The organism is Microbispora sp. NPDC004025, assembly GCF_053604425.1.
Genome location: NZ_JBSGHN010000005.1, coordinates 382,131 through 400,553, shown reverse-complemented (window position 1 = coordinate 400,553; position 18,423 = coordinate 382,131). Strand labels below are relative to the sequence as shown.

Genomic DNA, 18,423 nt, shown 5'->3' with positions numbered 1-18,423 from the left:
GCATGTTCCGCTCGCTGCGGAACCACAACTACCGTCTGTTCGCCGCCGGGGGCGTCGTCTCCAACGTCGGCACCTGGATGCAGCGGACCGCCCAGGACTGGCTGGTCCTCGACCTCTCGCACGGCCGCGGCTCGGCGCTCGGCGTCACCGTGGCGCTGCAGTTCCTGCCGACGATGCTGTTCGGCATGTTCGGCGGAGTGATCGCGGACCGCTATCCCAAGCGCCGGATCCTCATGGTGGCCCAGACGCTCATGGGGCTGCTGGCGCTCACCATGGGCGTGCTGGTGCTCACCGGCACGGCCCAGGTCTGGCACGTGTACGCGATGGCGTTCACGCTCGGCCTGGTGTCGTGCGTCGAGGTGCCCACGCGGCAGTCGTTCGTGGTGGAGATGGTGGGCCGGCGGGACCTGCCGAACGCCATCGCGCTGAACAGCTCCACCTTCAACCTCGCCCGGGTCGTCGGCCCGGCGGTGGCCGGTCTGCTGATCTCCTGGATGGGCACCGGCCCGATCTTCGTGCTGAACGCCGCGTCGTTCGCCGCGGTGATCACCGGCCTCGCGCTCATGCGGGTGTCCGAGCTGCGCTCGCCCGAGCCCGTGCCGCGCGGCAAGGGCCAACTGCGGGAGGGGCTGCGCTACGTCGGCAGCCGGCCCGACCTGCTGCTTCCGCTGCTGCTCGTGGCGTTCATGGCGATCTTCGCGCAGAGCTTCTCGACGAGCATCGCCTTGATGGCCAAGCAGGAGTTCGGCGCGGGCGCGTCCTCCTTCGGCGTCGCGTCCAGCGCGTTCGCCGTCGGGGCGTTCGGCGGGGCGCTGCTCGCCGCGCGCCGGGTCAAGCCGAGCCGCCGGTTCCTGATCGCCGGGGCGCTGTGCTTCGGGCTGTTCCAGGTCGCCGCCGGGCTCGCCCCCGGATACCCGGCCTTCCTGCTGATGCTCGTCCCCGCGGGCATGGCGATGATCACGGTCAACACGACCGCGAACACGATCGTGCAGCTCGGCGCCTCGCCCGAGATGCGCGGCCGGGTCATGGGGATCTACGTGCTGGTCTTCACCGGGGGAGCCCCGATCGGGTCGCCGCTGGTGGGCTGGCTCGCCGAGCTGGCCGGCCCCCGGGTCTCGGTCGTGGCCGCCGGCGTGCTGAGCATGTGCGGCGTCTTCCTGGCGGTGCTGGTGACCCGGATGGTCGCGGCGCGCGTCGCCCGCAAGGAAGAATCGGCACGTGAGCAGATTGTTCGTGGCGCTGCTGCCGCCGCCTGAGGCGCTGGCGGAGATCGACACGGCGGTCGGCCCCGTACGCGCCGAGTGGTCGCAGTTGCGCTGGGTCGACCCCGCGCTGTGGCACGTCACCGTGGCCTTCCTCGGGGAGGTGCCCGACGAGGTCCTGCCCGAGCTACGCGTAAGGCTGGCGCGGGCGGCCGCCCGCCACTCCCCGGAGACGGTGGCGTTCGGCGGCGCCGGCGCCTTCCCCTCCGCCTCCCGGGGCCGCATCTTCTGGGTCGGCCTGGACGCCGGACCGGCGCTGACACGGCTCGCCGATTCGGTGGCGGCCGGAGCCCGGCGGGCCGGGGCGGCGGAGACCGACCGCAAGCGGTTCCATCCCCATCTCACCCTGGCCCGCTCCAGGACCCGGTCACGCCACGGCGACGACCTGCGCCCCCTGGTCGGCGCCCTGAACGCCTTCGGCGGGCGGCGCTGGGAGGTGTCGTCGGTGCACCTCGTACGCAGCCACATCGGGGCGAGCGTGCGCTACGAGCAGGTCGAGGCTTACCCATTGGCAGTCCGCGACTAGGCTCCATGGCGTGGATCGTCCTCGTCGCTGGCTATTGCCCACGGTGCTCGCGCTGCTCGTGCTCATCGTGATCGTCGGCGCGTTGCTGAACACCTGATCACCAGGCGTACTCCTCCGGGGCGGTCTTGAAGCCGGGGAAGATCTCGTCGAGCCGGGCGAGCGCCTTGTCGTCCAGCTCGATCTCCAGCGCCCGGAGCGTCCCGTCGAGCTGCTCGACCGTGCGGGGGCCGATGATCGGCGCGGTGACCGCACGCTGGTGCAGCAGCCACGCCAGCCCGACGTTGGCCGGGTCCTCGCCGAGCTCGTCGCAGAACGCCTCGTAGCGCTCGATCTTGTCGCGGTGCTTGTCGAGCTGCGCGACGATGTGGTCGGCCGCCGAGCGGCCCTTGTCGATCTTCCGGAGGATGCCGCCGAGCAGGCCGCCCGCCAGCGGGCTCCACGGGATCAGGCCGAGGCCGTAGTCCTCACAGGCCGGGATGACCTCCAGCTCGGGCGCGCGGACGATCAAGTTGTAGTGGGACTGCTCGCTGACCAGGCCGAGGGTGTTCCGGCGCCGGGCCGACTCCTGGGCCTTGGCGATGTGCCAGCCGGCGAAGTTCGACGAGCCGACGTACAGGATCTTGCCCTGCTGCTTGAGGATGTCCATGGCCTCCCAGAACTCTTCGAACGGGGTGTCCCGGTCGATGTGGTGGGCCTGGTAGACGTCGATGTAGTCGGTCTGCATGCGGCGCAGCGAGGCCTCCGCCGCCCGCCGGATGTTCAGCGCGGACAGCTTCTCCTCGTTGGGCCAGTCGCCCATAGAGCCGTACAGCTTGGTGGCGATGACCGTACGCTCGCGGCGGCCGCCGCCCTTGGCGAACCAGCGGCCGATGATGTTCTCGGTGATCCCCTCGCCCTTGACCCAGCCGTACACGTTGGCCGTGTCGAAGAAGTTGATCCCGAGCTCGTGGGCGCGATCCATGATCGCGAAGGAGTCCTCTTCCGTGGTCTGCGGACCGAAGTTCATGGTCCCCAGGCAGAGCTTGCTGACCAGCAGGCCGGTGCGGCCAAGGTGTCCGTATTCCATGCCCTCCACCCTAGGTACCTGGAGTGGACTCCAGGCGAGCCCGGCGCGCCTCAGAGGCGGAAGTCCCAGGTGAGGCGGCCTTCGGCGAGGTCGTCGGCGAGGCCGCGGACGAACTCCAGCTCGCCGGCGACCTGCCCCCGCTGGTATTCGGACTCCACGAGGAAGAGGCGGGGTACGAAGGTCAGGCTCTCGGCCAGCTCGGCGTCGAGCGCGGCCAGCCGCGTCTCCAGGGCGGTGATCCGCTGCCGCAGCGCGGCCAGCGCCTCGTCCGGCGCCAGCACGGGCAGGAAGGCGAGCGCGGCGGGAAACTCGGGAAACTCCCGGGCCGGGGTGGACAGCATGGTCCGCATCCACTGCTTGAGCGTCTCCCGGCCCAGTTGGGTGGCCTCGTAGACCGTGCGCTCCGGCCGGTTCTCCTCGCGGGTGGTCTCGCGGACCGCCAGCAGCCCGTCGCGGAGCAGCCGGTCGATGGTCTGGTACACGCTGTTGCGCTGTGCGACGTTGACCACGTCGTCCTGATGGCGCTCCTTGATCAGCTGCTGCATCCGGTAGGCGTGCATCGGCGACTCGCAGACCAGGGCGAGCACCGCCGTGGCCAGGGGAGAGCGCCGCGTCGACATGGCGCCCATCATAGGGGCCTTGTCGACAAATAGTCATAATATGTATAGTCACGGCATGACCAAGAGAGCTCTGATCATCGGCGGCGGGATCGCGGGTCCCGTCACGGCCATGGCGCTGCGGCGCGCCGGAATCGACAGCGAGATCTTCGAGGCCTACGACCGAGGCGCCGAGGGCGTCGGCGCCTTCCTCACGCTCGCGGTCAACGGGCTGGAGGCCCTGCGCCTGCTCGACCTGCACGACCTCGTCCGCGGCCTCGGCATGGACACGCCGGTCATGGAGATCCGCAACGCGCGCGGCAAGCTGCTGGCGACCACGAGCCAGCCGAGCCGTACGCTCCGGCGCGCCGACCTCTACCAGGCACTGCGCGACGAGGCCGTACGGCGGGGCGTGCGCATCCACTACGGCAAGCGCCTCGCCGACGCCTCGGCCACCTCGAACGGGGTGCGGGCGGTCTTCGCCGACGGCGGCGAGGCCGAGGGCGACCTGCTGGTGGGCGCCGACGGGCTGCGCTCGCGCACCCGCGCCCTCATCGACCCCGGTGCCCCCCTCGCCCGATATGTCGGGCTGCTGAACACCGGCGGCTTCGCCGAGGGAGTGCGGGTGCCCGGCAGGCCGGGGGTCTGCAACTTCATCTTCGGCAGGCGGTGCTTCTTCGGCTACATGATTCACCCGGAGGGGCAGGTGTGGTGGTTCGCCAACCCGCCGAGCCGCAGGGAGATGACCCCCGAGGAACTCGCGGCGATCAGTCCTGAGCAGTGGCGGGCGAGGCTCATGGACCTGTTCGAGGGCGACACGGGGCCGATGCGGGAGATCATCGCCGCGACCCCGCGCATCGTGCCGGCCTGGAACACCTACGACTTCCCGAGGGTGCCGAAGTGGTTCGGCGAGCGCATGGTCATCGTCGGCGACGCGGCCCACGCCACCTCGCCCTCCTCCGGCCAGGGCGCGTCGATGGCCATCGAGGACGCCGTGGTGCTGGGGAAGTGCCTGCGCGACGTGCCGGACATCACGGACGCGTTCGCCGCCTTCGAGCGGCTGCGGCGCCGGCGGGTCGAGCGGGTCGTCGCGCAGGGCAAGCGCAACGGTGACGGCAAGGCGCCGGGCGTCGGCGGGGCCTTCGTCCGCGACCTGATCCTTCCCGTGATCATGCGACAGGTGGAGAAGCGCAACGCGCTGGCATGGATGCACGACCACCGGATCACCTGGGACGACCACGTCGCGGCTTAATTGACCGATCGTTCTCGATTGGTCTAGAGTCGGGGTCATGGCGAGGACCAAGGAATTCGACCCCGACGTCGTGCTGGAGCGGGCCCTGGACCTGTTCTGGCGGCGCGGATACGAGGCCACGTCCATGGCCGACCTCGTCGAGCACCTCGGCATCGGCCGCGCCAGCCTGTACGCCACGTTCGGCGGCAAGCACGACCTCTATCTGAAGGCGCTGGAGCGCTACGTCCAGACGCGCGACCCGAACCTCGTGGAGCTGCTGTCGCAGCCCGGTCCCGCGCTGCCGGCCGTACGGGCCGTGGTCGAGCTGTACGCCGAGGACTCGATCCACGACCGCGACCGGCGGGGCTGCATGATCGTGAACGCGGCGGCCGAGCTCCTGCCGGACGACGAGCCGGTGGCCCGGTTCGTCGAGACCAGCTGGACGGGCCTGGAGACGGCGCTCACCTCCGCGCTCATCCGCGCCCGCGCCCAAGGGGAGATCTCCGCCGAGGCCGACCCCCGGGCGCTGGCGCGATTCGTGCTCGTCTTCCTGCAAGGGCTGCGGGTGATGGGGAAGGGGCGCGGCGATCCCGGCCGCGTCCGCGACGCCGCCGCCCAGGCCCTCGCGCTCCTCCGCTGATCTCTCCGTGGAAAGAGGAGTGCGCTTTCCCATGCTCTCATTATTGACTGATCGGTCTAGAAAGACAGTGGCGTTCGCCGTGCTCGGCGGGGCGCAGGTCACGCTCGTCGCGGCGATCACTCTTCTCACCGTGCCGCTGCCGGCGATCCAGCGGGAGTTCGGCCTCGGACAGGGGGACCTGGCGCTGCTGAGCTCGGCGTACGGGCTGACCTTCGGCGGGCTGCTGCTCCTCGGGGGCAGGCTCGCCGACCGGTGGGGCGCCCGGGAGGTGTTCCTCGCCGGGATGGCCCTGCTCGCGGCGGCCTCGGCGGTGGGCGGCCTGGCTCCGGGTCACGCCGTCCTGCTCGCCGCGCGCTTCGCCCAGGGAGTGGGCGCCGCGATGGCCGCCCCCGCGGCCGTCTCACTGGTGACGCGGCTCCGCCCGGACGTACGGGAGCGCGAGCGTGCTCTGGCGGTGTGGGGCACCCTGTCGGCCACCGGGGCCGTCGCCGGCAGCCTGCTGTCCGGCCTCGTCGCCGCCGTGGCCTCATGGCGCTGGTCGTTCCTCCTGCCCGCCGCCGCCGGGGTCGTAGCCGTGGCCGTCGGGGCCCTCCTGCTGCCGTCCGTGCCGCGTACGGCGGCCCGCCTCGATCTGCCCGGCGCGCTGCTCGCCACGGCGGGGCTGGTCGCGTTCGCCTACGGCCTTCTGCAGGGTGCGATGGTCGTCACCGCCGCCGGACTGCTGCTGATGTGCGCTTTCGTCGCTCTCCAGACCAGGACGCCGCGGCCGCTGCTGCCGCTCCGGCTCGTGGCGCACCGCCGCAGAGGCGCCGCGCTGCTCGTCGTCTTCGTCACGGCGGCCGCCAGTGCGGCGACCACGTTCCTGCTCAGTCTTCATCTGCAGCAGGGGCGCGGGCTGTCGCCGATCCTCACGAGCCTGGCCTTCCTGCCCTTTCTCCTGGTCGTCGTCATGGGCCCGGTGAGCGGCCGCCTGCTGCGCCGCTTCGGCGTGCGGCGCGTGCTGGTCGCCGGGGCGGTGCTCGCGGCGGTGTCGATGGTGCTGCTCGGCGATATCGGGGCCGGGGGGAGCGTGCTCGCCGGGCTGCTGGTCTTCCCGGTCGCCTCGGGACTGGCCTTCTCCGGCGCCACCGTGGCGGCCCTCGACGACGTGCCCGCCGAGGACGCCGGGGTGGCCGGGGGACTGGTCAACACCGCCATGGAGGCGGGGCCGACGGTGGGCCTCGCCGTGCTCGTGGCGCTCGCCGCCGCCCGCGCGGACCACGTGCCGGCGGGCGGCACCCGGGCCATGACCGAGGGCTACGGATTCGCCCTCACCGCCATGGCCCCGGTCTTCCTTCTCGCGGCGGCGACGGTCGCCGTCGCGCTTCCCCGATTCGAGGAGCGACGATGAGGTTCACGGACAAGGTGGTTCTGGTCACCGGAGCGGGTTCCGGCGTCGGCCGGGCGGTCGCCCGGGGGTTCGCCCGGGAGGGCGCCGTCGTGGTGGCGGCGTCACGGAACCCCCAGGCGCTGGAGCAGACCGTCAAGCTGATCGAGGCCGAGGGAGGCCGGGCCGCCGCGCTCACGGTGGACGTGACCGAATCGGCCGATGTGGCCCGGCTCGTCCGGGATGTCGTCACCCGGTTCGGCCGCCTCGACGTCGCGGTCAACAACGCCGGGGTATTCGCCGCAGGCGCGGTCGCGGACCTGCCGGAGGACGACTGGGCGCGAGTCATGGGGGTGAACGCGACCGGGACCTTCCTCGCGATGAAGCACGAGATCGCCGCGATGCGCGCCCAGGGCTCCGGCGTGATCGTCAACATCGCCTCGAACATCGGGGCCCACAAGAGGGTCCCCGGGCTGGGCGCCTACGCCGCGTCCAAGGCGGCCGTGAGCGTGCTGACCCGTACGGCGGCGCTGGAGAACATCGCGGCGGGAGTCAGGATCAACGCGGTCAGCCCGGGGCCGCTGGACACGGAGATGTCCGTGCGCCCCGGCGAGACCGAGGAGGACCGGGCCGCCCGGCTCCGGGACCAGCTGCCGATCGGCCGCGTGGGCACTCTCGACGAGATCACCGGCACCGTGCTCTGGCTCGCATCCGACGACGCCGGCTTCGCGGTGGGGCTCGATCTGGCGCTCGACGGCGGCGCCTCGGCCTGAGGCCCTCCGGGACGGCGGGACCTCGTCGGCGACGGTCTCCCAGAGCAGGTCGTTGGCGAAGGTCATGCGACCGGCGCGGGAGACGAGCAGACCCGCCTGGGCCGCCTGGTCGAGCGCGTCCCACACCGAATCGCCGCCGGCCTCGGCGACGAGCGCGGGGTCGAAGCTTCGGCCGATCAGAGCGGCGATCCCGAGAACTGCGCCGACCCGCGGCCCCAGCTCGGCGACCCGCCGGCGGATGAGTTCCGCCACCGCGGCGGGCACGGTGTCCGCCACCGGGTCCCGCGCGCGCCGGCTCAGGATCTCCCGCAGGAAGAACGGATTCCCCCCGGTTCGTTCTGCCAGCCGGCGCGTGGCCGGCTCGTCCAGCGTGACGCCGGCATCGGCGGCGAGGGCGCGCACCGTCCGGGCGTCCAGACCCTCGAGCCGGACCCTCACCAGGTCGTAGCGGGCCAGAGCGCGCAGCAGATCTTCGGCCACGTGCCCGGCGGTGCCCGGCGGCGGGGAACAGCGGAAGGCGGCGACGACGGTCACGGGCGCGTCGCCGGGCACGGCGCGCAGATGGATCAGAACGTCCCCGAGCAGCTCGATGGATCCCGGGTCCGCACGGTGCAGGTCGTCGAGGACGACGACAAGCGGCTGCTCGCGCGCGGCGGCGGCCAGCCATCGGGCGACCGCTCCGCCGCGACGCGCGGACGCCGTGACCGCGGGCGGCACGTCGTCCAGCAGGTCCCGCAGGGCGGAGCGGTCAGCCGGAGGGCGGCGCCGCAGGAGCGCCCCCAGCGCCTGACGCCACGGCCCGAACGGTCGCGCATCGCCGGCGTCGTCACAGTCGCCCCACAGCACCAGGTGTCCGAGCCGGGCACGGTCCTCCCGGAAGGCCGCCAGCAGGGCTGTCTTGCCGATGCCCGGCTCCCCGCTGACCGCCGCGACCGCCGGCGCCGCGCCCGGCCGCATGGTCGTCAGCTCCGCCAGCTCCCGCTCCCGGCCGCGCAGCGGCCGCCGCTCTCGCGCGACCTCCGCAGCGACCTCCGCAGTGACCTCCGGGGCGTGCGACACGGCGGCGGGGATGGGTTTCAGGCAGGGGGCGTGCCGGAGGATGTCCGCTTCCAGCGTCCGCACCGCCGCGCCCGAGGTCGTCCCCGGACGACGACCCAGGCGGCTCGCGGCGCGGCGCAGCACGGCCAGCGCGTCGGCCTGCCTGCCGGTGCGGTAGAGCGCCAGCGCGAGCAGGCACCACAGGCGCTCCCGGGACGGGTTGGCCTCCGTCTCCCCCTCCAGGTCGCCGATCACCGCCTGCGCCCGGTCCAGGTCCAGCAAAGCCTGCGCGCGCCGCTCGACCGCCGCCGCACGCTGCTCCCACAGCCGGTCCACCTCGGCGACGGCCCACGGCTCGTCGCAGAACTCCCCGTACGGAAGACCCCGCCACAGCCCCAGCGCCTCGTCGAGCAGGGGCAGCGCCTCCGCCGCCGGGCGGCCTTCCGCACCGCGCACCAGTTCTCCGAATCGCAGGGCGTCGACGTCCGAAGCCGCCAGCGCGTACCCGGGAGGACGCGAGACCAGCAGATACGGCGGGGTACGCGGCGCGCGGCCCGGCTCGACGGCCCGGCGCAGCCTCGACACATGCGCTCGCAACGTCGCCACGGCACAGGCCGGAGGCGCGCCGCGGTACACGTCGTCGACGAGCCGCCCGACCGGCACCACACCTCCGCGCGCGACCAGCAGTCTGGCCAGCAGCGACCGCTGGACGGGACCGCCCAGATCGACGGGCGCGCCTTCGCCGTCGTGGGCCTCCAGGGGGCCGAGGACGCGGAACTCCGTCCGCGTCACCGCGTCCGTGGGCATGAGCGTCCTCCCGGCAGGGCAGTCCTTCGTGGACTTCCAGACAACAGGGAAGGACTTGCATCCGACTGGCCGGGGACTTGGGCCGGAGGAAGGTCAGTACGCGGGGGTCGCGGCGAGCCCGGCCGGCTGACCCTGATGGCGGACCAGGTGGGCGTAGTGACCGCCGTAAGCCATCAGGTCGTCATGAGTGCCCGCCTCGACCAGCCGGCCGCGGTTCAGCATGACGATGAGGTCGGCGTCCCGGATGGTCGACAACCGGTGGGCGATGATGATCTGCGTCTGCCCGAGCCGTAGCAGGTTCCGGCGGATGCGCTCCTCGGTCGCCGCGTCCAGGCTGGCGGTCGACTCGTCGAGCAGCAGGATCCTGGGGCGGCCGGCCAGGGCGCGGGCCAGCGCCAGACGCTGACGCTGGCCGCCGGACAGGCGCCCGCCGCCTTCGCCGACGTCGGTGTCGTAGCCCTGCGGGAGCCGCACGATCTCGTCGTGGATCTCGGCCAGGCGGGCGGCGTACTCGGCCTCCTGCCTGCTGAGGCCGGAGAAGCCGGCGATGTTGGCCATGACGGTGCCGGCGAACAGGTGCGGCTGCTGGGTGACGACCCCCACCTGCCGGCGCAGCCACCGCCGGTCGAGATCCTCCAGCGGCACGCCGTCGAAGCGGATCTGCCCGGCGGACGGCTCCACCAGCCCGATCAACGCCCGGCCCAGGGTGGTCTTGCCGGAACCGGACGCGCCGACGATCGCGACCCGCGCACCGGGCGGAACGCGCAGCGACACGTCACGCAGCACCGGGCTGCGCGCGTCGTAGCCGGTGCTGAGGCCGGTGACGGTGATGGCGCCGCGGAGCCCGCCGGCCAATCGGACACCGCCCTGCCGCTCCGGCTCCGCGCCGATTAGGTCGGCGATCCTGCCGACGTGCGCCGCCGCGAGCTGGAGCTGGTACACGATGCCGAGCAGCGACGCGAGCGGCGCGGTCGCCGAGGCGGCGAGGGACACCAGGGCGAGCTGGTCGCCCAGCGTCGCGCCGTGGCCGGCCGTCGCGAACACGGCGACGAGCAGCCCCAGGTCGAGCGCCATCCCCAGCGCGTGGCTCGCGGCCTGCACCCCGGCCAGGTGCCGGTTGCGGGCCGCTCCCGTGGTCAGTTCCTCGTCGTGACGTTCACGCCAGCGGGCGACGGCCGCCGCCTCGCCTCCGGTCGCCTTGACCGCCTCGATGCCGGCCAGGCTGTCGACGAGGGCGGACTGTGTGGCGGCGTTGGTGTGCAGCGCGGCGAGGGCCAGGTGCGTACCGCGCCGGGCCGTCGCCAGCACCACGCCGGCCTGGAGGGCGGCGGCCGCGAGCGTCAGCACCGCTATGCCGGGCGAGGCCGCGAGGAGCAGCGCCAGATAGGTCACGGCGGTGAACAGGTCGAACAGGAAGGCCAGCGCCTGCTCGGTGAGCAGGTCGCGCAGCATCGCGACCCCGCTGAGCCGGCTCAGCAGGTCCCCCTTGGAGCGCCGCTGGAAGAAGTGGTACGGCAGGGCCAGCGTGTGGCCGACGAGCCTGCGCATCATCTCGGCCGCCACCGAGGTCTGCAGCCTGATGAGCGCCCAGGCGCGCGTCCAGGCGATCAGCGCGTGCGCGGCGACGACGCAGAAGGCGGCCGCCGAGAGCGTCGTCACGTCGGTCTCCACCGGCCGGTCCACCACGATCTTGGTGAACACCGGCACGGCCAGGCCGGCGAGTTGCGTGCCGAGCGAGGCCAGCAGCACGGCGATGATCAGCCCCCGGTTCGCCAGGGCGGGCGCGACCAGGGGGCGCAGCACCCGCCACGGCCGGGACCTGACGGCGGGCGTGAGCCCGGAGGGGGCGTCGGCGAGCAGCACCGTGCCGGAGTAACCGGCGCGGAACTGCCGCCGCGACAGCCGCCGGCGCCCCCGCGCCGGGTCGAGGACGCTGACGCCGCGCGGCGTCACCCGTTCGACCACGACGAAGTGGTTGTTCTCCCACAGGGCGATGAACGGCGCGGGCAACCCGGCGAGGGTGTCCATCGGGGCACGGCAGGCACGCAGCCGCAGCCCGAAACGCGCCCCGGCCTGGATCATCTCGCGCAGGCTCACGCCGTCGACGCCCTCGGGCAGGTGCTCGCGCACCTCCGTGAGGCTCGTGCGGCGGCCCAGCCCGCCGAGGACCATGGCCAGGCAGGCCGCGCCGCACTCGCTGCGCGTGAGCTGCATCTGCAGCGGGACCCGCCGTCTCACAGCCAGAACCAGCGGATCTCGGCGGTGCGCCGACGCTCGTCCAGCCATGCCTGGAACGCCGCGTCGCGCGCCGCGTCGAGCGCCTCCGGCGCCCCGGGGTCCGGCGGGACGACCTCGTACACGACCCCGGCCAGGTATCCGCCCTCGTAGGGGAGGGGCCCGGCCGCCGTGCCGGCGGAGACCTCCCGCAACGGCTCGGGCAGCCAGGGGGTGAGCGTGACGGCGGCCTCCAGACGCAGCCCGGCGGCGTCGCCTGGGGGCAGCAGCGCCGCCGTCACCCGGTTCGCGAACTCGGCCGCCGGTCCGTCGAGCAGGGCGCGCAGCGGCTCCGGGCGGGGTCCCGTCACCCAGGCGGCCCGCCGTACGGTGAGTTGGTCCGGGTGCTCGGCGAGGTGCCGCCGGGCCGGCTCGCCGGCGAAGCGCTCGCGGACCCGCGCGATGCGCGCCTGCGTCTCGATGTGGTTGCGGAACGCCTCCTCGGACATGCCGGTCTCGGCCAGCCACTCCAGCGTCCGGTTGCGGGTGGTGAGCCCGCGGCGGAGGCGGAACCCGTCCGCGGCCCGTTGTCTTTCGGCGGCGGTCAGCGGCTCGGGGTCGCCCTCGATTTCGCCGAGGAGGATGCAGTGGTCCACCAGTCGTTCGTGCAGGCGCGGGTCACGGGCGCCGAGGGCGCGGAGGGTGGACAGCGCGGTCGCGACCGGAAGCTCGTGCCCGTCGACGCTGAGGACCTTTCCCGCCGCCCAGTGGGTGGAGTGGTCGACGAGCCAGGGGACGCCGTCGTCGACCTCGGCGGACAGGGCGACCGTGCCGCCCTCGGGGTGGGCGAGGAGCAGGTCGTAACCGGCCCTGGTCGTTCCCGGCGGCTGGTCGACCACGAGATCGGCGTGGAGCCACGGCCGCCGGGCGGCCCAGTCCCGCACGCGCCGGTGCGCGTCGGCGACCCTGTCCCGGGCGGGCGGCAGTCCGCGCAGGAGCGTGACGGCGTCGGCGAGGTCCGCGGCGAAGGCGGGTCCGGGCCGAAAGGCAGTGGTTTCCGGGTCAGTGCGCATCGGCGGATTCCTCGGTGAGGGGGCGGATGGTGGCGCCGGCGAGCCAGTCGGCGATCGCGTCGCTGATCGGCATGCCGGTCAGCATCTCCACGAAGGCCCACTGCCCGTTGACGTTGAGCTCCAGGAACACGTACCGGCCGTCGGGAGTCACGATGAGGTCCAGCGCGCCGTAGCTCAGGCCGAGCCCCGCGACCAGGCGGACACTGCGTTCCGCGACATCGGGCGGCAGGTCGTAGGCGGAGTAGCCCACCTTGGGATCGTCGTAGTGCCGCCAGTCGACGGCGGTCAGCCGGGACGCCTGGGAGTCGATGCGGGCGGCGAAGACCCGCTCGCCGACGACCGTCACCCGCAACTCGTACGCCTTGGGGACCTGCGGTTGCAGCATCGCCGGGCCGTGCCGGAGCCGGTGCCGACCGGACAGCCGTCGCCGCGGCACCACCTCCGTGTAGAGGTGGCCGAACTCGCCGTCCACCGTGAACTGCCGGAAGTCGATCGATTTGGTGACGAGGCGGCCGCCGGCCCGGTTCCAGGCCGGGACGAGTTCGCCCGGGTCGTTCGTCACCACGGTGTCGACGATGGTGAACCCCAGTTCGGCGGCGCGGTACAGATGCAGCAGCTTGTTGTCGATCGCCCGGGTGTGCCGGGGCAGCGCGGGCATCCACCTCGCCCCCACCATGAGGTCGTACGCGCCGTCGAGGGCGTGCGCGGCCACGTGTTCGGCGAAGTCCCGCTGCGACGGTTCCCCTACGTCCGGGGCTGACGGCCTGCCGGGACGGCGGTACCAGACCGCGCCGACCTTCGACAGGTCGTACGTCTCACCCCGGTGCGTCAGCGTCTGCCGCCACCGGCCGTCGAGGTGCTCAGTGGTGAGTGTGGAGGCCCCGGGATAGTCGCCCTCGTCCCACCACAGCAGCGGCACGCCGCGCTCCCGCAGCTTGGGCAGCACGGCGTGCACCGAGTCGTCGCGCGAACCGCTGATGATCATCAACACGTCTGGGTCCTCCTTGCCCACATGCGGCGGGGAGCCGGCGCCCGAGGGCACCGGCTCCCCGTTCTTTGGGTCCGCGACCGGGCGACGGTCTCGGCCGCACCTGGTCGTCCGGTCGTCGGCAGGACCGGGCCGCGCTCGGTCGGCGGCCCGGTCACCGCGTCGTCAGCGGTCGGCCGGGAGGGTGTCGGTCTTCGTCCCGTTGGCGTAGGAGCTGGACACGTAGCCCGTCCCGGGGCTCATGCTCGCGCTGATCACGCTGCCGTCGTCCTGGACGATGTCCACGCCGGCGACGGTCTCCAGCGCCGCGCCCGAGAGCTCGGTGACGCCCGCGGGCAGGTCCTCGATCTTGAGAATGTCACGCATGACATCTCCCCCATCTGGTTGTGCGGGGCCGCGACCTGCGGCCCTGCACACATCCTGGAGAGCACCGTTTGGGGTTCTCTTGACCGCTCTTGGCCTGTCTTGGATCGTCTTGGTCCCGTCTCCGGTCACGGAGCGGCGGCCCGGTCCCGCCACCAGGCCAGCCCGTTCTCGTCCGCGAGCCGGGCCACCAGTTCGCGGTGCCGCCGCGCCGCGTCGGCGTCGCCCATGGCGGTGGCGAGCAGGGCGAGGTACCAGTCGACGGGCCCCAGACACATCACTCCCGACCAGGCGGAGACGCGCCCGGTGAAGGGCAGCAGCGCCGCGTAGGTCATGCGGCAGGCGTCGGCCTGGCCGAGGGCGGCCTGGGCCGCGGCCTGCAGGCAGGTCGTGTTCAGCCACGACCAGTCCTTGGGCGGCGCCTGCCGGCCGTTCCGCGCCAGCTCACCCGCCTCTTCCGTCCGGCCCTGCGCGCAGAGCTGCAGGATCCGGGCGCCCCTGCCCATGGAGGGATGGAAGACGGCGGTGCGCTCGATGTACGGCCCGGCGTCCGCGATGGTGCCGCGGTGGTAGTGCAGCATGACGCGTCCCATGGCGACGAGACCGTCGGCGTGCCACATGTCGATGGCGCCGATCTGGCGTACGGCCTCGTCGTACATGGCGTCCGCCTCGTCGAACCGGCCGTCGAGAGTGAGCCGTACGGCCCGCCACATGGTGTGCTGGAAGCGGGGCCACGGCAGCGGCAGCCGCTCGAGGATCTCGTCGCACCGCGCGGCGGCCTCGTCCGCGCCCCGGACGTCGAAGATCTCCAGTCTGGCGTTGGTGTACAGCAGCTGCGCGAGCAGCTCGTACCCCGGGGACTCCGTCCGCAGCGCCAGCTCGTGCAGCTCGTCGGTCATGTCCCGCAGCTCGGCGACGTGCAGCGGCTGGGGGAGGGACAGGTGGCGCGCGTTGAGCATGCCCATGAGCAGGACCGGGTCGTCGAGCCTGCGGGCCATCCGCACCGCCTGGGCGGAGAGGGCGTCGCAGCGGGGGTTGTCCGTCCCGTCGTACAGCTCCTGCGCCAGGCCGCCCAGCAGGCGGGCGCGTTCGGGGCTGTCGTCCTCCGGCAGCGCCCGCAGGCAGGTCTCGAAGCGGTGCACCAGCCGCAGCTCCACCGCCTCGTAGGGGTCGCGCAGCGTCCACTTCGCGGGGGCGTCGAGCGCGGTCAGCGCGCGGGCGGTCAGCTCGGGTCCCGCTCCGGCCCGATCGGCGGCGCGTACGGCCTCGGCCCGGGCCTGCCTGGCCCCGAACAGGTCCCCCGCGTCGAGCAGGGCGCGGACCTGGCGGAGCAGCAGCTCCACATGGTCCAGCGGATCACCGGCGCAGGCGCCGTGCGCGGTGATCGCCCGGCCCCACCACGCGGCCGCCTCCTCGAAGGCCATACGCAGGCTCGCCTGCTCGGCCGCCGCCCGCGCCCAGTGCGCCGCCTCGCGGTAGGCCGCCGGGCCGGCCTCGACGGCGTGGTGCGCGATCGCCGTCACGTCGCTCCCGGGGCGGGAGGCCAGCGCGGTCATCACGTCACGGTGCAACGCCGCCTTCCTGAGCGGCGGGATGTCCGCGAGCAGGGTCTCCCGCACCAGGTCGTGCGCGAACGTCATCCGATGGGCCCGAGCGGCGACCAGGCCCGCCAGCGCCGCGTGGTCGAGCGCGTCGTGCGTCTCCGCGCGCCCGGCCTCGGCGACGACGGCGGGGTCGAAGGTCCTGCCGATCACGGCGGCGATCCGCAGGGCTTCTCCGGTCTCCGGAAGGAGCAGGGCGATCCGCCGGCGGATGAGGTCGGCCACCGCCGGGGGGACCGCGTCCAGCGTCCGGCCCTGGGCGAGCAGGCGCACGCTCTCGCGCACGAAGAACGGATTGCCGCCGGTGCGCGCGGTGAGCCGCCCCGCCGTCGTCTCGTCCAGGTCCGTCCCCATGTCCGCCGCGATCGCCCGTACGGTGTCGGCCTCCAGCCCGGTGAGGTGGATCCTGAGCAGCCCGTACCGGGTGACGCGGCCCAGCAGCTCGTCAACGGTCAGGCCGCGCGCGGGCTGGGTGTCGCCGGACGCCGCGGCGCCGGTGAACATCGCGTCGCGGAAGGCCGTGACCAGGGTGAGGGGCACGGGTCGTGCCGCGCCCTCGGTCAGCATGACCACGTCCCTCAGCAGTTCGAGTGAGGCGGGATCGGCCCAGTGCAGGTCGTCGAGGACGATCAGCGTCGGACGCGAGCGGGCGGCGGCGGCGAGCCACTGGGCGATGGCCTGGTTGCGGCGGAGCCTGGCGGCCTCCGTGGTGCCGGTGGGCGCCTCCTCGTCCAGGAGGCCGGCCAGCGCCGGCCGGTCGGGCGGCGGGCACACGAGGGCGAGCGCGTCCAGCACCTGGAGCCACGGCCACAGCGGCGGAGCTCCGCGGGTTTCGTGGCAGTTGCCGCAGAGGACGAGATAGCCCAGGTCCTCGCAGTGGCGGCGCAGGGCGTCGAGCAGGAACGTCTTGCCGATGCCCGGTTCGCCGGTCACCGCGGCGACGGCCATCCCCTCGTGGTCCGTCCGGTCGAGCAGCGTCTTCAGCTCGGCCAGTTCCCGCTCCCTGCCGATTGCGGCGGAGGGCACGGGCCGGAGCGTCGCGGTGTCCTGGAGGATCTCGTTCTCGATTGCCAGCAACTCGGGGCTCGGGTCCAGCCCGAGCCGCCCGAGCGCGTCCCTCGCGCGGTTCGTCGCGGACAGGGCGTCGTCGTGCCGACCGGCACGCCACAGCGCCAGGGCGAGGAGGGACCACAGGCGCTCCCGCAGCGGATGCTCCGCGGTCTCGGCGCCGAGGTCGTCGATCACCGCCTGGGGACGGCCGAGGGCGAGCAGCGCCTGTGCGCGCCGCTCGACCGCGACCAGGCGCAGTTCGGCCAGCCGGTTCGCCTCGGTGAGCGCCCACGGCTCGTCGGTTAGATCGCCGTAGGCGGTGCCGCACCATAGACCGAGCGCCTCGTCCAGGGCGACCAGCGCCTCACCCGGCGGGACCGTCTCCGCGGCCTTCACCAGGTCGGTGAAGCGGATCGCGTCGACGTCCCGGGCGGCGAGCAGGTAGCCGGACGACCTGGACAGGAGCAGCTCGGGTGCGGCGCGCGGCTCCCGGCCGGGCTCGATGACACGGCGCAGGTTCGCGATGTAGGCGTGCAGCGTGGCGCGCGCCCCCCGCGGAGGATCCTCGCCGTACAGGTCCGCGATGAGGGCGTCGGTGGAGACGACGGTGCCGCGAGCCGCGAGAAGCCGCGCCAGGATGGCACGCGGGCGCCGTCCACCCAGGTCGACGGGGAGCCCGTCGTCGCCGCGTACCTCGATGGGGCCGAGAATCCGGAACTCCATCCTCTGCTCCCACCTGTGGAACTCTTTCGCCGTGCAACCACGAGGAGTTTAGGGTGAACGCCGCTTCGCTCCCCGATCAGGAGACCCGTCGTTCCCCTCGGCCGTCCCCGGCGTGGCGCGGGCGTAGCGGACGGTGAGGGCGCGCAGGTGGTCCACCAGGTCCGGCGGCCCGGTGACCTCGAAGTCGAATTCGAGCAGGCCGAGGTGGACGGCGAGCGTGTTCAGGGTGTCGGCGCCGGTCACGAGCACGCAGGTGCGGTCGTCGACGTCCTCCACGACGCCGACGGCGGGGTTGATCCGCGCGGCGACCTCCTCGGCCGGGGCGTGGACGAGCACCCGGGCGTGGTGCCGCCAGGCCGCCGCCGACGCGCCCCTGGCGACGTACGCCGCCGCGCCGCCCTCCGGCGGGTCGCGGGGCGGGAAGCGCGGCCCGGTGGGAGTGCGGGGCGCGATCCGGTCCACCCGGAAGGTGCGCCAGTCGTCGCGGTCGACGTCCCAGGCCACCAGATACCACCGTCGGCCCCAGGACACGAGCCGGTGCGGCTCCGTCACCCGTACGCCCGAGGAGCCGCCGTGGTCGCGGTAGTCGAACCGCAGCCGTTCGCGGTCGCGGCAGGCGGCAGCCAGCACGCCCAGCACGGCGGGGTCGACCACCGGACCCGGCCGGTCGGGCGGCACCGGTTCGGTGTACGCCTGGAGGGCGCCGACCCGGCGGCGCAGGCGCGACGGCAGCACCTGCTCGAGCTTGGCGGCGGCGCGCTCGGCCGCCTCCTCGACGCCCGATACGCCGCCGGCGGCCCGCAGCCCGATCGCCACGGCCACCGCCTCCTCGTCGTCGAGGAGCAGGGGCGGCATCGCGGTCCCGGCGACCAGCCGGTAGCCGCCGTCCGTGCCCCGGGTGGACTCCACCGGATAGCCGAGTTCGCGTAGCCGGTCGACGTCGCGGCGGACGGTCCGCTCGGTCACCCCGAGCCGTTCGGCGAGGACCCTGCCCGGCCAGTCGCGTGTGGCCTGGAGTAGCGACAGCAGGCGCAGCAGCCGCGCCGAGGTCTCCAACATTGCTCCAGTCTGGCGGCACTTCAGGACAGAGCCTGTCCTGAAGGGTC

The 18,423-nt window shown here is 73.4% G+C and carries 14 protein-coding genes and 1 pseudogene; 6 read left to right on the top strand and 9 right to left on the bottom strand.

Annotation, left to right across the window (positions count from 1 at the left end):
* Positions 1-2 precede the first annotated feature (2 nt).
* Both ACWEQG_RS17170 and thpR read left to right on the top strand, forming a co-directional pair.
* Positions 3-1,256 carry an MFS transporter gene (locus ACWEQG_RS17170; RefSeq protein ID WP_452285706.1) on the top strand — a complete coding sequence of 418 codons (1,254 nt, stop codon included), beginning with the start codon at positions 3-5 and terminating at the stop codon, positions 1,254-1,256.
* On the top strand, positions 1,219-1,788 hold the full coding sequence (thpR, locus tag ACWEQG_RS17165) for an RNA 2',3'-cyclic phosphodiesterase (protein WP_452285704.1): 570 nt from the start codon (positions 1,219-1,221) through the stop codon (positions 1,786-1,788). The genes ACWEQG_RS17170 and thpR overlap by 38 nt, the downstream gene beginning before the upstream one ends.
* A gap of 97 nt (positions 1,789-1,885) precedes the next feature.
* Here thpR and ACWEQG_RS17160 read toward each other — a convergent pair whose 3' ends face one another.
* Positions 1,886-2,854, bottom strand: coding sequence for an aldo/keto reductase (locus ACWEQG_RS17160; protein WP_363463173.1), 969 nt, complete (start codon positions 2,852-2,854; stop codon positions 1,886-1,888).
* Between the two features lie 50 nt (positions 2,855-2,904).
* Positions 2,905-3,474 (bottom strand): PadR family transcriptional regulator, encoded by a 570-nt coding sequence (locus ACWEQG_RS17155; protein ID WP_452285702.1) that lies wholly within the window; start codon positions 3,472-3,474, stop codon positions 2,905-2,907.
* A gap of 55 nt (positions 3,475-3,529) precedes the next feature.
* Between ACWEQG_RS17155 and ACWEQG_RS17150 the strand changes: the two genes are divergently transcribed.
* The 4 genes from ACWEQG_RS17150 to ACWEQG_RS17135 all read left to right on the top strand — a co-directional run bounded on the left by ACWEQG_RS17150 (position 3,530) and on the right by ACWEQG_RS17135 (position 7,460).
* Positions 3,530-4,702: an FAD-dependent monooxygenase gene (locus ACWEQG_RS17150; protein WP_452285700.1), complete on the top strand. Its 1,173-nt coding sequence runs from the start codon at positions 3,530-3,532 to the stop codon at positions 4,700-4,702.
* 37 nt (positions 4,703-4,739) lie between these two features.
* Positions 4,740-5,321, top strand: a complete 582-nt coding sequence (locus ACWEQG_RS17145; RefSeq protein ID WP_452285698.1) for a TetR/AcrR family transcriptional regulator — start codon at positions 4,740-4,742, stop codon at positions 5,319-5,321.
* 67 nt (positions 5,322-5,388) lie between these two features.
* Positions 5,389-6,711: an MFS transporter gene (locus ACWEQG_RS17140; protein WP_452285696.1), complete on the top strand. Its 1,323-nt coding sequence runs from the start codon at positions 5,389-5,391 to the stop codon at positions 6,709-6,711.
* The gene (locus ACWEQG_RS17135; RefSeq protein WP_363463168.1) at positions 6,708-7,460 is read left to right on the top strand and encodes an SDR family NAD(P)-dependent oxidoreductase; all 753 of its coding nucleotides are present in this window, start codon (positions 6,708-6,710) and stop codon (positions 7,458-7,460) included. The genes ACWEQG_RS17140 and ACWEQG_RS17135 overlap by 4 nt, the downstream gene beginning before the upstream one ends.
* Positions 7,461-8,039: 579 nt before the next feature.
* On the opposite strand, the pseudogene ACWEQG_RS17130 reads toward ACWEQG_RS17135, so the two are convergent.
* The 7 genes and pseudogenes from ACWEQG_RS17130 to ACWEQG_RS17100 all read right to left on the bottom strand — a co-directional run.
* Positions 8,040-9,305, bottom strand: a pseudogene (locus ACWEQG_RS17130) (BTAD domain-containing putative transcriptional regulator); the annotation flags it as partial.
* A 93-nt stretch (positions 9,306-9,398) separates the two neighbouring features.
* Positions 9,399-11,543: a peptidase domain-containing ABC transporter gene (locus ACWEQG_RS17125; RefSeq protein WP_452285694.1), complete on the bottom strand. Its 2,145-nt coding sequence runs from the start codon at positions 11,541-11,543 to the stop codon at positions 9,399-9,401.
* On the bottom strand, positions 11,540-12,592 hold the full coding sequence (locus ACWEQG_RS17120; protein ID WP_452285692.1) for a TIGR04500 family putative peptide maturation system protein: 1,053 nt from the start codon (positions 12,590-12,592) through the stop codon (positions 11,540-11,542). The genes ACWEQG_RS17125 and ACWEQG_RS17120 overlap by 4 nt, the downstream gene beginning before the upstream one ends.
* Positions 12,582-13,577, bottom strand: coding sequence for an MvdC/MvdD family ATP grasp protein (locus tag ACWEQG_RS17115; protein ID WP_452285788.1), 996 nt, complete (start codon positions 13,575-13,577; stop codon positions 12,582-12,584). The genes ACWEQG_RS17120 and ACWEQG_RS17115 overlap by 11 nt, the downstream gene beginning before the upstream one ends.
* Before the next feature lie 168 nt (positions 13,578-13,745).
* Positions 13,746-13,946, bottom strand: coding sequence for a hypothetical protein (locus ACWEQG_RS17110; protein WP_452285691.1), 201 nt, complete (start codon positions 13,944-13,946; stop codon positions 13,746-13,748).
* Between the two features lie 125 nt (positions 13,947-14,071).
* Positions 14,072-17,317 (bottom strand): BTAD domain-containing putative transcriptional regulator, encoded by a 3,246-nt coding sequence (locus ACWEQG_RS17105; RefSeq protein WP_452285689.1) that lies wholly within the window; start codon positions 17,315-17,317, stop codon positions 14,072-14,074.
* A gap of 48 nt (positions 17,318-17,365) precedes the next feature.
* On the bottom strand, positions 17,366-18,376 hold the full coding sequence (locus tag ACWEQG_RS17100; RefSeq protein ID WP_452285686.1) for a helix-turn-helix transcriptional regulator: 1,011 nt from the start codon (positions 18,374-18,376) through the stop codon (positions 17,366-17,368).
* Positions 18,377-18,423: the final 47 nt, after the last annotated feature.

Excerpts from the sequence above, each read along its gene's own strand:
- ACWEQG_RS17170 (WP_452285706.1), top strand. The coding sequence starts at position 3 with ATGTTCCGCTCGCTGCGGAACCACAACTACCGTCTGTTCGCCGCCGGG.
- ACWEQG_RS17160 (WP_363463173.1), bottom strand. The coding sequence starts at position 2,854 with ATGGAATACGGACACCTTGGCCGCACCGGCCTGCTGGTCAGCAAGCTC.
- ACWEQG_RS17155 (WP_452285702.1), bottom strand. The coding sequence starts at position 3,474 with ATGTCGACGCGGCGCTCTCCCCTGGCCACGGCGGTGCTCGCCCTGGTC.
- ACWEQG_RS17150 (WP_452285700.1), top strand. The coding sequence starts at position 3,530 with ATGACCAAGAGAGCTCTGATCATCGGCGGCGGGATCGCGGGTCCCGTC.
- ACWEQG_RS17145 (WP_452285698.1), top strand. The coding sequence starts at position 4,740 with ATGGCGAGGACCAAGGAATTCGACCCCGACGTCGTGCTGGAGCGGGCC.
- ACWEQG_RS17135 (WP_363463168.1), top strand. The coding sequence starts at position 6,708 with ATGAGGTTCACGGACAAGGTGGTTCTGGTCACCGGAGCGGGTTCCGGC.
- ACWEQG_RS17120 (WP_452285692.1), bottom strand. The coding sequence starts at position 12,592 with ATGCGCACTGACCCGGAAACCACTGCCTTTCGGCCCGGACCCGCCTTC.
- ACWEQG_RS17115 (WP_452285788.1), bottom strand. The coding sequence starts at position 13,577 with ATGATCATCAGCGGTTCGCGCGACGACTCGGTGCACGCCGTGCTGCCC.
- ACWEQG_RS17110 (WP_452285691.1), bottom strand. The coding sequence starts at position 13,946 with ATGCGTGACATTCTCAAGATCGAGGACCTGCCCGCGGGCGTCACCGAG.
- ACWEQG_RS17105 (WP_452285689.1), bottom strand. The coding sequence starts at position 17,317 with ATGGAGTTCCGGATTCTCGGCCCCATCGAGGTACGCGGCGACGACGGG.
- ACWEQG_RS17100 (WP_452285686.1), bottom strand. The coding sequence starts at position 18,376 with ATGTTGGAGACCTCGGCGCGGCTGCTGCGCCTGCTGTCGCTACTCCAG.